Annotated in this window: 14 protein-coding genes; 10 read left to right on the top strand and 4 right to left on the bottom strand. The window is 60.6% G+C overall.

Annotated features, from left to right (window positions below):
• The first annotated feature begins 8 nt into the window (after positions 1 to 8).
• The 5 genes from K5Y35_RS03840 (at position 9) to K5Y35_RS03820 (ending at position 6,368) form a co-directional block, all read left to right on the top strand.
• Positions 9 to 746: a 3-oxoacyl-ACP reductase family protein gene (locus K5Y35_RS03840; RefSeq protein ID WP_123464422.1), complete on the top strand. Its 738-nt coding sequence runs from the start codon at positions 9 to 11 to the stop codon at positions 744 to 746.
• Positions 743 to 1,507, top strand: a complete 765-nt coding sequence (locus K5Y35_RS03835) for an SDR family NAD(P)-dependent oxidoreductase (protein WP_123464424.1) — start codon at positions 743 to 745, stop codon at positions 1,505 to 1,507. The genes K5Y35_RS03840 and K5Y35_RS03835 overlap by 4 nt, the downstream gene beginning before the upstream one ends.
• Positions 1,508 to 1,509: 2 nt before the next feature.
• A complete protein-coding gene (locus K5Y35_RS03830) occupies positions 1,510 to 2,808 on the top strand; it encodes a DUF1302 family protein (protein ID WP_222833706.1) in 1,299 nt (432 codons plus the stop codon).
• A 68-nt stretch (positions 2,809 to 2,876) separates the two neighbouring features.
• The gene (locus tag K5Y35_RS03825) at positions 2,877 to 3,713 is read left to right on the top strand and encodes an outer membrane lipoprotein-sorting protein (RefSeq protein WP_123464428.1); all 837 of its coding nucleotides are present in this window, start codon (positions 2,877 to 2,879) and stop codon (positions 3,711 to 3,713) included.
• Between the two features lie 33 nt (positions 3,714 to 3,746).
• Entirely contained in the window at positions 3,747 to 6,368 is a 2,622-nt protein-coding gene (locus K5Y35_RS03820) for an efflux RND transporter permease subunit (protein ID WP_222833705.1), read from the top strand.
• A 69-nt stretch (positions 6,369 to 6,437) separates the two neighbouring features.
• On the opposite strand, the gene K5Y35_RS03815 is transcribed toward K5Y35_RS03820, so the two are convergent.
• The 3 genes from K5Y35_RS03815 to K5Y35_RS03805 all read right to left on the bottom strand — a co-directional run bounded on the left by K5Y35_RS03815 (position 6,438) and on the right by K5Y35_RS03805 (position 8,561).
• A complete protein-coding gene (locus tag K5Y35_RS03815; protein ID WP_123464430.1) occupies positions 6,438 to 6,848 on the bottom strand; it encodes a MerR family transcriptional regulator in 411 nt (136 codons plus the stop codon).
• Positions 6,849 to 7,048: 200 nt separating this feature from the next.
• Positions 7,049 to 7,624, bottom strand: a complete 576-nt coding sequence (locus K5Y35_RS03810) for an NAD(P)H-dependent oxidoreductase (RefSeq protein ID WP_222833704.1) — start codon at positions 7,622 to 7,624, stop codon at positions 7,049 to 7,051.
• A 55-nt stretch (positions 7,625 to 7,679) separates the two neighbouring features.
• Positions 7,680 to 8,561, bottom strand: coding sequence for a LysR substrate-binding domain-containing protein (locus K5Y35_RS03805; RefSeq protein ID WP_222833703.1), 882 nt, complete (start codon positions 8,559 to 8,561; stop codon positions 7,680 to 7,682).
• A 234-nt stretch (positions 8,562 to 8,795) separates the two neighbouring features.
• Between K5Y35_RS03805 and K5Y35_RS03800 the strand changes: the two genes are divergently transcribed.
• Positions 8,796 to 9,560, top strand: a complete 765-nt coding sequence (locus tag K5Y35_RS03800; RefSeq protein WP_222833702.1) for a sulfite exporter TauE/SafE family protein — start codon at positions 8,796 to 8,798, stop codon at positions 9,558 to 9,560.
• On the opposite strand, the gene K5Y35_RS03795 is transcribed toward K5Y35_RS03800, so the two are convergent.
• The gene (locus K5Y35_RS03795) at positions 9,550 to 9,864 is read right to left on the bottom strand and encodes a putative quinol monooxygenase (RefSeq protein WP_123464437.1); all 315 of its coding nucleotides are present in this window, start codon (positions 9,862 to 9,864) and stop codon (positions 9,550 to 9,552) included. The genes K5Y35_RS03800 and K5Y35_RS03795 overlap by 11 nt on opposite strands.
• A gap of 182 nt (positions 9,865 to 10,046) precedes the next feature.
• On the opposite strand from K5Y35_RS03795, the gene K5Y35_RS03790 reads away from it, so the two are divergent.
• The 4 genes from K5Y35_RS03790 to K5Y35_RS03775 all read left to right on the top strand — a co-directional run bounded on the left by K5Y35_RS03790 (position 10,047) and on the right by K5Y35_RS03775 (position 14,323).
• Positions 10,047 to 10,637, top strand: a complete 591-nt coding sequence (locus tag K5Y35_RS03790; protein WP_222833701.1) for an NAD(P)H-dependent oxidoreductase — start codon at positions 10,047 to 10,049, stop codon at positions 10,635 to 10,637.
• A 112-nt stretch (positions 10,638 to 10,749) separates the two neighbouring features.
• The gene (locus K5Y35_RS03785) at positions 10,750 to 11,661 is read left to right on the top strand and encodes a LysR family transcriptional regulator (RefSeq protein WP_123464441.1); all 912 of its coding nucleotides are present in this window, start codon (positions 10,750 to 10,752) and stop codon (positions 11,659 to 11,661) included.
• A gap of 103 nt (positions 11,662 to 11,764) precedes the next feature.
• The gene (locus tag K5Y35_RS03780) at positions 11,765 to 12,658 is read left to right on the top strand and encodes an NAD-dependent epimerase/dehydratase family protein (RefSeq protein ID WP_222833700.1); all 894 of its coding nucleotides are present in this window, start codon (positions 11,765 to 11,767) and stop codon (positions 12,656 to 12,658) included.
• Positions 12,659 to 12,973: 315 nt separating this feature from the next.
• Complete coding sequence (locus K5Y35_RS03775) at positions 12,974 to 14,323, top strand: GntP family permease (protein ID WP_186746321.1); 1,350 nt, start codon at positions 12,974 to 12,976, stop codon at positions 14,321 to 14,323.
• Positions 14,324 to 14,335: the final 12 nt, after the last annotated feature.

Here is a 14,335-nt window from a genome sequence, read left to right as displayed (position 1 = left end):
GAACGGTCATGCCGAATAAAGTAGCAGTGGTGACCGGTGGCAGTCGCGGCATCGGTCGGGCGATTGTCCTGACCCTCGCCCGTGCGGGTTATCAGATCGCGTTCAGTTACGTGCGCGATGAAGTGGCGGCGATGGCCTTGCGCGATGAAGTGCAGGCGTCGGGCATCGACTGCCTGGCGCTGCAATGCGACGTCGGTAACGGCGAGAGCATCAAGGCGTTTTTCGAACGGGTCGACCAGCATTTCCAGCGTGTCGATCTGTTGGTCAACAACGCCGGCATTACCCGTGACGGCTTGCTCGCGACGATGTCGGCCCGCGACATCGTCGAGGTGATCCAGACCAACCTGATCGGCACCCTGCTGTGCTGTCAGCAGGTGGTTCCGGGCATGATGCGCCAGCGCAGTGGCTGCATCGTCAATATCAGTTCGGTGGCGGCGCAAAAACCCGGCAAGGGCCAAAGCAATTATGCCGCGGCCAAGGGCGGGGTCGAGTCGCTGACTCGTGCCCTGGCTGTGGAATTGGCGCCGCGCAACATTCGCGTCAATGCGGTAGCGCCGGGCATCGTCAAGACCGAGATGAGCACGGCGCTGATCGGCAGTCAGGAGGAAGAAATCCAGTCGCGCCTGCTGATCAAACGCTACGCCGAACCTGAAGAAATTGCCGAAGCGGTGCTGTACCTCGCTGATCGCGGTTTGTACCTGACCGGGGAGGTCCTGCCGGTCAACGGCGGGCTGAAAATGCCATGAGCCGGACCATTCTGATTACCGGTGCCGCCAAGGGCATCGGCCGCGCGGTGGCGGAGAATTTCGCCACCGAGGCCGACAATCGTCTGATCCTGCTGGATCTCGATCTGCCGGAACTGCAGCGCTGGGTCGACGAACAACACGCGCAGATCAAGGCACGGGTCGAAACCCACGCGGCGAACATTGCCGACCTGCCGGCGATGGAGGCGTTCTTCAAGACCCTCGGTTCGCAAGTCGAATACGTTGATGTGCTGGTCAACAGCGCCGGTATCTGCAACGAGAACGAGCCGGAGGATTTGCACAACTGGCACAAGGTGATTTCGGTCAACCTCAACGGCACGTTCTACGTGACCTCGTTGTGTCTGGCGCTGATGCCCGATCGGGGCCGGATCATCAACATGTCGTCGATCCTCGGCCGGGCCGGCAAGGTGCGCAACACCGCGTACTGTGCGTCCAAGCACGGCATCGTCGGCATGACCAAGGCGCTGGCGCTGGACCTGGCGTCGCGTCAGATCACCGTCAACGCGATTCTGCCGGCCTGGATCGATACGCCGATGTTGCAGGGTGAACTGGCGACGCAAGCGGCGATTGCCGGTTTGACCCAGGAACAGATCGTGCGCAACGCGAAGAAGAAACTGCCGATGCGCCGTTTCATCCAGAGCGAAGAAGTGGCGGCGATGGTGCGTTACCTGGCCAGTCCCGAGGCTGGTGGGGTGACTGCCCAGAGCCTGGTGATTGATGGCGGTGTCGGGTTGGGAATGTAACGATGCCTCGATTTCACATCAGCCACCTCGCCTGTGCCGTGTGGACGTGCCTGGCCGCGCCCGCCGCGATGGCCGAATTCACCGTCGATGATCTCAAGCCGGATTACGCCGACGGTGAAGTCGGCGTGGCCACGGCCGTGCGCCTGCACGGTGACGATCAGGTCACGCAGAAAGCCGTGTATTTCAAAGCCAACCTGGAAGACAACTGGGACGGCGGTTACTACAAGGCCAAGGGCCGCGTGCGGTATGACGCGCGCTACGACGGCAACCAACCGTACAGCGAGCGGGCGCGGGACAAATACCGTTTCGATGCCGATTGGCGGCACTTGTATGTGGGCCATGCACTGGGCGATGGCGAGGTGACGGTCGGTTGGCAGCAAGTGGTCTGGGGGCGTGCCGATGAGTTGCGCGTGCTCGACCAGATCAACCCGCTGGACTACCGCGACGGCCTGACCCCGCTGCTCGAAGACAGCCGCATCGCCGTGCCGATGGTGCGGTTTGCGCAACCGGTGGGCGAGTGGGAACTGGAAGCGCTGTGGATCACCGATTTTGTGAAAAACCAGCCGCCGGTGGCCGGCAGTGAGTTTGCCGCGCCACTGTTTGCCGCGCCGGACCCGCAATATTTCCTGCTCGATTCCAAACCTGGCTATGACGGTGACAAGGGTTATTCCTATGGCCTGAGCGCCAACGGCCGGATCGGCGCGGTAGACACCAGTTTTGTCGCCTTGAGCGCGCGTCAGCAGGACCCGGTGTACGCGGTCGAAGGCCTCGCCGACGACGGTCGCACTCGGCTGGAACGGCAGTTTCCCCGTTACACCATGGGCGGTGCCGGGCTGGCGATCGACGCCGGGCACAGCATCGTGGTGCGCAGCGAGGTGGCGTATTTCGACAACTGGCGCGTGACCAATCCGACGCGTGCCTACGGTGCCGACAGCACGCCGATGGTCAAGTCATTGCTGGGGGTCGATTACCTGTTGCGCGACTGGTTGATTTCCGCGCAGTGGCAGGAACAAGTGCTGCTCGACTGGCAGGACGGCATGTTGCAGGACAAGCGCGAACCGCTGTTCACCCTGTCGGCCGAAGGCACCCATTGGCAGGACCGTCTCAAGAGTCGTCTGGTGGCCGCCGCCTCGCCACCGTTTCAGGACAACGCATTGCTGCAAGGCATCTTCACCTACAAACCGGTGGACTACATCAAGCTCGGCCTGGAAGTGGACGTGTTCTTCGGCAAACCTGAGCGGTCTTTCGGCGAGTACCGCAAGCACGACCAGCTGCGCCTGTCGGCCGGCTATCTGTTTTAACCCCATTGCGCCTGTCGCCACGCTGGTGCAGGCGCCCACGCATTCATCCGATGAAAAGGGAAGTTCTTATGTTGCCGTTTTTGAAAAGTCTGACCACCGCCGCATTGATTCTGGGCAGCGCCTGCGCCAGTGCCGCCGAAGCCGGCAATGCCGATGACATCATCCGTCAGGTGCGTGATCGCAACGACGGTAACAGCTTCATGTCCCAGGTCTCGTTGATCCTGCATGACAAGAAGGGCAATACCCGGGTTCGCGAGTTCACTTACCTGCAAAAGGACTACCCGGACAGCGACAAATTCAGCATGTACTTTTCCGCGCCGACCGACGTGCGTGACGTTGCCTTCCACATCGAGAACCCCCACGAAACCCTGGGCCTGGAAGACAGCCAGTGGATGTACCTGCCGGTCAGCCGCCAGACCCGCCGCATCTCCACCACCGACAAGCGCGGCTCGTTCATGGGCAGTGAGTATTCGTATGCCGACCTGGACAAGATCCGCGTCAAGGATTACTCGCAGAAGCTCGTCGGCGAAGAGCAGATCAAGGGCCGCGACTGCTACGTGATCGAGCGCGAACCGGCATCCCCTGAAGTGCTGGCCAAGACCGGCTACAACAAGCTGAAGGTGTGGATCGACAAGCAGAACTTCCTGGTCATGCGCCAGGACTTTTTCGACGTCAAAGGCGTGTTGATCAAGCAGATGCGCACGCAGAAAGTCGCGACCATCGACTCGATCGACAGCATCGTGCTCAGTGAAACCGAACACTTCATCGACGGCACGCGCTCGGAAATGCGCTTCAACCAGTTGCAGTACAACGTCCCGCTGGAAGACCGCCTGTTTACCCAGACCGCGATCAAGCGCGGCCTGAAATCCGGTGACTTGCCGGAATTTGCCGTGTCTGCCCGCTAAGCGCCGACCCCGACGACCTGGAACCGCATGATCATGGAAAGATATCTGAATTTCGTCGAGCGTTATGCGCGGGCGATTGTTTTCCTGCTGGTGGCGATTACCGCGTATTTCACCTATACGCTGGGCGCGCTGGTCTCCGACACCAACCCTTATCTGCTCAAGGAAAGCCACCCGGCGCGCAAGACCATCATCGACTTGCAGGGTGAGTTCACCGGCACCTTCGACTCGGTGATGGTGGCGCTGAACAACCCGCAGACGGTGTTCAACAAGCAGACGCTCAACGCGCTGTTTTCGATGTCGCAGTCAGTGCGCAAGATGATTCTGGCCAACGATGCCGACAAGGAGCAACTGGCGCAAATCGTCGGCAAGTACCCGAATGACAGCCGCGCGCAGTTGTTGACCCGGGACATCCTGGAGGGCGGCTTTTCCCAGAACGACTATGCCCAGGCCAAGGCTTTGCGTGACCATGCGCAGAGCCAGAACTGGGACTCGCACGATCAGCTGTTCCTGACCTTTCTCGCCGAGCGGATCAACCCGATCCGCGAAATGGCCTCGATGGGCGACCTGGAAAACATCGTCCTGACCGACGACGGCGAGCTGTTGATCCACAAGACTCTCAATGCCTATGACATGGACCCGGCCGTGGTCGAGTCGCAGATCATGGGCAACGAATTGATGGTCGACGGGGTGGTGTCCAAGGACAAGAAAGTCGCGATGCTGGTGGCCGAACTCGGCACCAAGCAGGACGATGCCCAGGCGCAACTGCGCGCCTATCAGATCGTGCGCGGCATCGTTGCGCAATATCAGGCCGATCATCCGGAGTACAAGGACGAAATTTTCATTGCCGGCATGCCGATCTTCATCGCCGCGCAGCAGGAAATCATCGACCACGACCTGGCCGTGCTGTTCCCGATCGTGTTTTTGCTGATCACCCTGTTGCTGACTTTCTTCTTCCGCAAACCGCTGGGCGTGCTGTTGCCGCTGTTCAATATTCTGTTCTGCACCATCTGGACCCTCGGGCTGATGGCGCTGTTGCGGGTGCCGTTCGACCTGCTGACCAGTGTGCTGCCGGTGTTCCTGTTCACCATTTGCTGCTCGGACGCGATCCATGTGATGGCCGAATATTACGAGCAGAAAAACGCCGGCAAGAGCAACCGCGAAGCCAACCGTGAAACCCAGCGCCTGATGGTGGTGCCGGTGGTGTTGACGACGGTGACGACCATCGCCACGTTTATGATTTCCACCACCAACAACATTGTCAGCATTCGCAATTTCGGCGTGTTCATGTCCATCGGCCTGACGGCGGCGTTGATCATTTCGCTGTTGCTGATTCCGGCGTGGATCTCGCTGTGGGGCAAGGATCACCCGGCGCAAGCCAAGGCTGACGTGCACAAGGAATCGATCATCTCGCGTTACCTGGTCGCGTTCTGCGCCTGGATGATCCGCTTTCGCAAGCCGATCCTGATGGTCGTGCTGCCGCTGCTGGCGCTGGCCACGGTGTTCACCTTCCGCGTCGATATCGAAGACTCCGGCATTGCCTACTTCAAGCCTGAGAGCCACATTCGCGTGTCCGATCAATTCATCAACCACGCGAAGGTCGCGGGCACGGCGCCGGGCTGGATCGCCATCGACAGCAAGGAGCCGCGCGGGGTGCTGACCACCGACGTGGTGCAGTTCATCGACAAGCTCGACCACTTCATCAAGCAGCAGCCGAACGTCAGCTACGGCTACTCGCTGGCCACTTACGTCAAGCGCATGAACCTGGTGCTCAACGACATGAACCCGGATTATCTGCGGGTGCCGAATGCCGTGGAGAAGGTCACGTCGGTCAATGATGACGGGCAGGTCGAGCAGTTTGAAGTGCCGGGCAATTCGCTGATCGAGCAACACGTGATGCTGTTCGAAAACGGTGGCGGCTCCGACCTGAACAACGTACTCAATGCGGACTTTTCCAAGGCCTTGACCCTGTACACCATGACCTCGTCGGTCGCCAGCGACTATCAGGGCATGCTCGATCGGCTCGATGCCTGGTTGCTGATCAACAAACCCGCCAACCTCGAGGTGACCCACGCCGGCACGCCATTGATCTGGACCGGTGTGTTGCAGGAAATCACTCAGGGCCAGGTATTGAGCTTTTCCCTGGCGCTGCTGGTCGTCACGTTGATGATGATGTACTGGCTCAAGTCGGTGCGCCTCGGGATCCTCGGCATGCTGACCTTGCTGACCACTTCGGTGACGGTCTACGGCTTCATGTTCCTGTTCAACATCGAACTGAACATCGGCACGACGCTGGTGACGTTCCTGGTGGTAGGCGTGGTCGATTACGCGGTGCACCTGCTGTCGCGCATCAAGCTGCTGGTGCAGCAGGGCATCGAAATTGATGCGGCGATTCTGCAGGCGATGCACAGCGTCGGGCGCTCGACGGTGATCAACGTGGTGATCTTCTCCGTGGGCTTCATGGCGCTGCTGTTTTCCGACTTCAAACCGATCGTCGACCTCGGTGCACTGGTGGCGATGGCGCTGTTTTCCAGCGGGGTCATGACCATTGTGCTGGTGACGCTGGTATCGCCGTGGTTCTTTGCGGCGATTGCGCCAGTGCATGCGCCGGTTCAGGCCCCCCGCACTGAGGCAGAGACAGAGGCGGTGCCGGGCTGATTCGCCGCCGACCGGGTGCGCAGGCCCTGAGGCGGCAGGCGAGCCCGGTCATACGGTGCAGCAGGGTTTTCAGTTCAGTGTATTGCCCGGGTTTTTTTCGCCATAGCGGGCAATGCGCTCGAACTGACATTCCTGGCGGGCATCGTTGAGGTTGTTCTCAAACGCTTCAAGGCCGTCGTGCAATTGCTGCAAATCGCCGATCTGGGACACCAGTTCGGCTTTTTTTTCGGCAATCGCACGTTGCGCCATGTCCCAGGGAAACTCGTCGCCGCGGTAGTTGTTGAGGATCACCTGCAGCTCTTTGAGCTTGAAGCCCAGTTGCTGGGCGCACTTGATGAACGTCAACACTTCAACGCTTTGCTGGCTGTAGATGCGGTATTTGCCTTCACGCTTGGGCTCGGGCAACAGGCCGATTTCTTCGTAATGGCGAATGCTTTTGACTGTGGTGCCCGACAGCTGGGCGGCTTTGCCAATGTACATAAAGGTCCGTCTCGATGATCAAACAGGGCGTAGCGCGATCAGGCGTCATGCCAGATCGAGGGGCGATTATATGTCGAATATCATCGAGGTATTGCAACTGTGCGTAAATGACGCGCACAGGCGACGGACGGGCCTGTGACGGCAGCCCGGTGGCGGACTGACGGCGGCGACTGCGCCGTCAGTGGTTCAGACAGGCAACGTCAGCTGGCGGCGATTGCCCGGGCCTGTTCGAGCCAGATATCGCGCTGGCCGGGTTTGGAGCCCAGGATCGGTCCGAACGTCAGGGTTTTCAGGGGTTTGATCCCGCAGAATTCCAGGGTGGTCTTGCGCATCTGGTGCAGCCCCGGCATGCGATAGATCCACTTGTAATACCAGGGCGGCGTGTCCATGGTCACCAGCAGGTGTGCAGTGCGTCCCTTGAGCAGCTTGTCCGGAAAGGCTTTGCCCTCACGGTACTTGAAGGCGAATCCGGGCAGAAAAATCCGGTCGAGGAAGCCCTTCAGCAACGCCGGAATCCCGCCCCACCAGATCGGATAGACAAACGTCAGGTGCTCGGCCCAGGTGATATCGGCCTGGGCTTGCAGCAGATCCGGCTCCAGTGGCTGCACCTTGTTGTAGCCCTCGTGCAGCACGGGGTCGAAATCCAGCGCATCCAGGCGTAGCAGGCGGACGTCATGCCCGGCGTCTTTGGCCGCCTGCACATAGGTCTCGCTCAATGCCCCGCAAAAACTGTCGGTGGAGGGGTGCCCCAGAATCACGAGCATTCGTTTGCTCATTGTGTGTACTCCTGAAATGAAGCGCACAGGATAGAGTCTGCCCCTAGCGGTAGAGTCAAGGCGTCAATGCGTCGAGCAAGGCCCGTGCGTAACCGGGCAACTGCGCGAAATCCCGCGCGCAGAGTTGCAGGGCGCGGTTCGCCCAGATCTCGTCGAGCGGTCGGCACACCAGCGAATGCACCGAGGCCCAGCGCTCGACGGCGACCTTAGGCACGATCGCCAGCCCCGCCCCGCGCGCCACCATGCGCATGACTCCGTCAAAGCCATCGGTGCGGATGCGGATCGCCATGCGCTGGCCGATGTGCAGCGCCTGTTCCTCCAGGTGAATGGCCAGCGCGCTATGAGCGCCGAGCGCGACGAAATCATGCGCCAGGGTTTGCGCAAAGGTCAGGGAAGGCTGCTCGGCCAGCGGATGCGCCGGCGGCAGGATCAACACCAGCGGATCATCGCGAAAGGCGCGGGTCTGTAGACCGTGGGTGTCCACCGCATCGGAGACAATCCCGATGTCCGCTGCGCCCTGGCGCAGGGCATGGGTGATGCGTGCGCTTGGCAGTTCTTGCAGATCAATGTCGAGATTGGGATGACTGCGCAGAAAGTCCGCCAGCACCTCCGGCAGGTATTCAGTGATCGCCGTGGTGTTGCACAGCAAGCGCACCTGGCCTTTCACGCCTTGGGCGTATTCGGCCAGATCCTGCTGCATGCGTTCGGCCTGCTGCAGAAGGATCCGTGCGTGTTGCGCCAGCGCTTTGCCGGCGGCAGTCGGGGTGACGCCACGGCGGCCGCGCTCAAGAAAATCGACGCCAAGCGAGGCTTCCATGGCGCGGATTCTGGCGCTGGCGGCGGCCAGGGACAAGTGGCTGCGGGCGGCGCCGGCGGTGATGTTGCCGGTGTCGAGGATGTGCAGGTAGAGGCGCAGGTCGGTGAGGTCGAAGTGCATGGTTGGCAGCCTCTGATTTTGGTGGTGTCTGGGCGGGCCTCATCGCTGGCAAGCCAGCTCCCGCAGAATTGTTGTTGATCACACATTTAGAGCTCAACACTGAAACCTGTGGGAGCTGGCTTGCCAGCGATGGGGCCAGAAGCGCCAAAGACAATATCAGCCTCTTGCTCAGTGAGAGGCACTCTCAGTATATGGCGGATTTTCAGCCAACCCCGACTGGCGCACAGTAGCGCCATGAACACACTCACAGATTTCTACCAAAACCTGGGGCTGGCCCTGTCGTTGCTGGTCATCGCGACCTTTGTCCTCGCCGGCCTGATCAAAGGCGTAATCGGCCTCGGCCTGCCCACCGTTGCGATGGGCCTGCTCGGTCTGGCTATGGCACCGTCACAGGCAGCCGCCATGCTGATCATTCCGGCTACGCTGACCAACGTCTGGCAACTGGCCTTTGGCGGGCATCTGAAAGGATTGCTCAAGCGTCTGTGGCCGATGCTGCTGATGATTTTCCTCGGCACCGGCGTCGGCACTTTGTGGATCGGCATGGCCGGTGGACATTGGGTGGTACGCGGACTGGGCGCGGCGTTGTTGCTGTATGCGTTGAGCGGGTTGTTCCTGCCAGCGATGCACGTCAAACCGCGCCACGAAACCTGGCTCGGTCCGCTGTGCGGTTTGCTGACGGGCGTCATCACCTCGGCCACGGGCGTCTTCGTGATTCCGGCGGTGCCGTACATGCAGGCGCTGGGCTTGAGTCGTGATGAACTGGTGCAGGCGCTGGGTCTGTCCTTCACCGTTTCAACGCTGGCGCTGGCCGGTGGTTTGCTCTGGCGCGGCGCGTTGGGTGGCGGCGAATTGAGTGCCTCGCTGTTGGCGCTGATCCCGGCAGTGCTGGGCATGTTGCTCGGCCAATGGCTGCGTCAGCGGATCAGCGCGGTGTTGTTCAAGCGCGCATTCTTCATTGGACTGGGCGCGCTCGGCGCCCATTTGCTGATCAGCGGCTAGCCGACGACGCGCTGAGCATGTCGATCCGACGGATATCGAAATCGCGCTCCAGGTACGCCATGCGGTTCTCGAAAAACTCGCGCATGTGCGGCAGATTCGAATGCACGTCCAGATGCGCCTGGCTTTCCCAGATCTCGTAGAAGATGAACAGCGTCGGGTCTTCCTTGTCGCGCAGCATGTGGTACTCGATGCAGCCGGGCTCGGCGCGACTCGGTTCGACGTAAGCGCGAAACAGCGCTTCGAAGGCATCGGCTTTCTCCGGGCGAGTCTTGGCGTGCAGGATAAAACCGTGGTGTTCATTCATCAAAACAACTCCTCAAATACTGATAGCCGGAAATGCTATTGCAACAATCGGCATTAGATTCGTGCATTTTGATCAAATGTATTTTGCGCTCAAGCGGCTTATTCCGCGCGTGATGGGTGGGTAACCTGCCGCCATTCCTTTGCCCATCTTTCTCCAGCCCAATGGCTGTGCGAGGCGCTTTCATGAAAAAAGTATTGTTGCTCAATGGCGGTAAAAAATTCGCCCACTCCGATGGTCGCTACAACACCACCCTGCATGAAGCCGCACTGAGTGTGCTGGATCGCGGCGGTGTCGACGTCAAGACCACGTTCATCGACGAGGGCTACGACGTCGCAGAAGAAGTGGCCAAATTCCTCTGGGCCGACGTGATCATTTATCAAATGCCGGGCTGGTGGATGGGCGCACCGTGGACGGTGAAAAAGTACATCGACGAAGTGTTCACCGAAGGCCACGGCAGCCTCTATGCCAGCGACGGTCGTACCCGTTCCGACGCGTCGCAGAAGTACGGCAGTGGCGGCCTGATCCAGGGCAAGCAATACATGTTGTCGCTGACCTGGAACGCACCGCAGCAGGCCTTCGATGACCCGACCGACTTCTTCGAAGCCCAAGGCGTGGACGCGGTGTACTTCCCGTTTCACAAGGCCAATGAGTTTCTCGGCATGACCGGGTTGCCGACATTCCTCTGTGTCGACGTGATGAAGCGGCCGAACATCGAGAACGATGTGGCGCGCTATGAGCGGCATCTGACAGAGGTGTTTGGCCTCCAGGCGTGAAGTGATTTCCTTGGGCCAGGCGAGTGATCTGTGGCGAGGGGGATTTATCCCCTCGCCACAATTGGATACCTTCCCCACAATACAAGGGTGATGATCAGCCCAAGGGATACCTGTGAAAGCCAGATCCGATGAATTGCAGATTTTCGTCTGCGTGATCGAGTGCGGTTCGATTTCTGCCGCAGCCGAGCAGGTCGGGCAGACGCCGTCGGCGGTCAGTCGCACCTTGTCACGGCTGGAAGCCAAGCTCGACACCACGCTGATCAACCGCACCACACGGCGCATGGACCTGACCGAGGAGGGTAAGTACTTCTTCGAGCAGGCCAAGCTGATTCTCGATCAGATGGACGCCCTCGAAGAGCGTCTGTCCTCGCGCCAGCAAACCCCGTCCGGACGCCTGCGGATCAACGCCGCATCGCCGTTCATGCTGCATGCCGTCGTCCCCTACATCGACGAATTCCGCCGCCTCTATCCGGACATCCAGCTCGAACTCAACAGCAATGACCTGATCATTGACCTGCTGGAACAAAGCACCGACATCGCCATCCGCATCGGCACCCTCGCCGATTCGACGTTGCACGCGCGCTCCCTCGGCTGCAGTCCGTTGCTGATCGTCGCCAGCCCCGCGTATCTGGAGAAACACGGCGCGCCGCAGCAAGTCGCCGATCTGAGCGAACACACCTTGCTCGGCTTCACCCAGAACGAAGGCCTCAACCAATGGCCGCTGCGCTACGTGCACGGCGACCGCTGGCCGATCACCCCGGCGATCAGCGCCTCCAGTGGCGAGACCGTGCGTCATCTGGCGCTGGAAGGTCAGGGCATCGCCTGCCTGTCGCACTTCATGACCATCGACGACATCCGTGCCGGGCGCCTCAAGGTGCTGCTGGCGGAATTCAACAGCGGTTATCGTCAGCCGATTAACGCCGTGTACTACCGTAACTCGCAACTGGCGCTGCGCATTCAGTGCTTCCTCGACTTCATCCAGAGCAAACTCGTCGCTTACGCCAACGCCGACTTCAAGGGCTGATTCGTGACCTCTGCGCAAGAGTGAATTGGGCGAGGGCGGGTGTTTCCCGCACGCTCGGCGGCCGATACTCGCCCCATCACTTATTCACGCAGGGAGTTTCTCCATGAAGGTATTCATCACCGGCGCCGCCGGTTTTATCGGCGGCTCCATCGCCACCGGTCTGGTCCAGGCCGGGCACAATGTCACGGGCCTGATGCGCAGCGCCGAGCAGGCTGATGAGCTGAAGGCATTGGGCATCACCCCGGTGATCGGCACCCTCGAAGACAGCACGCTGCTGGCCGCACAGGCCCGCGCGGCTGACGCGGTGATCAACGCCGCCAGCAGCGACCATCGCGGTGCGGTCGAAGCCTTGCTCGACGCGTTGCGCGGCTCGAACAAAGCGTTCCTGCACACCAGCGGTTCGAGCATCGTCGGCGATGCCTCGGGCGGTAAGTCCAGCGACGTTATCTACGTCGAAGACAACCTGCCGCCACCGACCGTCGACAAGGCGGCCCGCGTGGCCATCGACAACCTGATCCTCGCGGCGGCGAAAGACGGAGTGAATTCGGCGGTGATCTGCAACACCCTGATCTATGGCCACAGCCTGGGCGTCAATCGCGACAGCGTGCAGTTGCCGCGCCTGCTCAAACAGGCCCGCAAAAGCGGCGTGGTACGGCACGTCGGCAGCGGCCAGAACATCTGGTCCAACGTGCACATCGAAGACGTCGTCGCCCTGTACCTGCTGGCGCTGACCAGGAACGTGCCGGGTACCTTCTACTTCGTCGAGAGCGGTGAAGCGTCATTCATCGACATGACCACCGCCATGGCCCAGGCCCTGAACCTCGGCCAGCCACAAGACTGGCCGCTGCAAGACGCCGAAGCCGAATGGGGCTACGAAATGGCCAACTACGGCCTCGGCTCCAACAGCCGCGTACGCGGCAAACACGCCCGCGAACTGCTGGGTTGGGCGCCGAAGCGTACGTCAGTGGTGGAATGGATTCGTAACGAAATGGTGTGAGTCGTACACCCCCTCTGTAAACACCACCGAACCTGTGGGCGCTGGCTCGCCAGCGATAGCGGTCGACCAGTCAGCATCTGTGTTGAATGTGCGGCCATCATCGCTGGCAAGCCAGCTCCCACAGGGGTTTCTCATCTGTCGGAATGTCATGTAAATCCCGCCCCGTGATTTTCATTTATCGCGACAAGACATATCCGTTCGCGACACGCCTTACCTCTCCACGAAAATAACTTTCATGTGGTTTGAAAACTCGATCTCGAAATGATTTATGAGTTTCACAACCCATTCGAACGTGACCCTTTCGAGGAGTACCGCATGACGCCTTCCTTCGGCTATTGGCTGCTGGTCTATGCCGCCGTCGCCATCATCGCGCTGATCGTGTTGATCGCCCGTTACCGGCTCAATCCGTTCATTGTCATCACCCTGATTTCCATCGGTCTGGCGCTGGTGGCGGGGATGCCGCCGTCAGGCGTGGTGGGGGCGTATGAGGCCGGGGTGGGCAAGACGCTGGGGCATATTGCGCTGGTGGTCGCGCTCGGGACGATGCTCGGCAAGATGATGGCCGAATCCGGTGGCGCCGAGCAGATGGCGCGCACGCTTATCGCGAAATTCGGCGAGAAGAACGCGCACTGGGCGATGGTCTGCATTGCGTTTCTGGTTGGCCTGCCGTTGTTTTTCGAAGTCGGTTTTGTCTTGCTGGTGCCGATTGCCTTCACTGTGGCGCGACGGGTGGGGGTGTCGATTCTGATGGTCGGCTTGCCAATGGTGGCCGGCCTGTCGGTGGTGCATGCGCTGGTGCCGCCGCACCCGGCGGCGATGCTCGCGGTGCAGGCCTATCAGGCGTCGGTCGGGCAGACCTTGCTGTATGCGATTGCCATCGGCATTCCGACGGCGATTATCGCGGGGCCGCTGTACGCCAAATTCATCGTGCCGCGCATTCACTTGCCGGCGGATAACCCGCTGGAAAAACAATTCCTCGACCGCGAACCGCGCGACGATCTGCCGGGTTTCGGCATCACCATGGCGACCATCCTGTTGCCGGTGGTGCTGATGCTGATCGGTGGCTGGGCCAACCTGATCTCCACGCCGGGCAGCGGTTTCAATCAGTTCCTGTTGTTCATCGGCAACTCGGTGATTGCGCTGTTGCTGGCGACCTTGCTGAGCTTCTGGACGCTGGGCATCGCCCAGGGCTTCAATCGCGAGTCGATCCTCAAGTTCACCAACGAATGCCTGGCGCCGACCGCGAGTATCACGTTACTGGTGGGCGCCGGCGGCGGCTTGAACCGGATTCTGGTCGACGCCGGTGTCACCGATCAGATCGTCGGCCTGGCCCATGAATTTCACCTGTCGCCGCTGATCATGGGCTGGCTGTTCGCCGCGTTGATGCGGGTGGCCACCGGTTCGGCGACCGTGGCCATGACCACAGCGTCCGGCGTGGTTGCGCCGGTGGCCATTGGTCTGGGTTATCCACACCCTGAGCTGTTGGTGCTGGCGACCGGTGCCGGCTCGGTTATCTTTTCCCACGTCAACGACGGCGGCTTCTGGTTGATCAAGGAATACTTCAACATGACGGTCGCGCAGACGTTCAAGACCTGGACCGTGCTCGAGACGTTGATCTCGCTGGTCGCTTTCGGCCTGACCGTCGGCCTTTCCTACCTGCTGTAACCGGAGCCCGCC

The sequence above is a fragment of the Pseudomonas sp. SC3(2021) genome, assembly GCF_019856535.1.
Lineage (GTDB): Bacteria > Pseudomonadota > Gammaproteobacteria > Pseudomonadales > Pseudomonadaceae > Aquipseudomonas > Aquipseudomonas monsensis.
The sequence above is the reverse complement of the archived record's forward strand: the minus strand, read 5'-3'. Positions and strand labels throughout refer to the sequence as shown.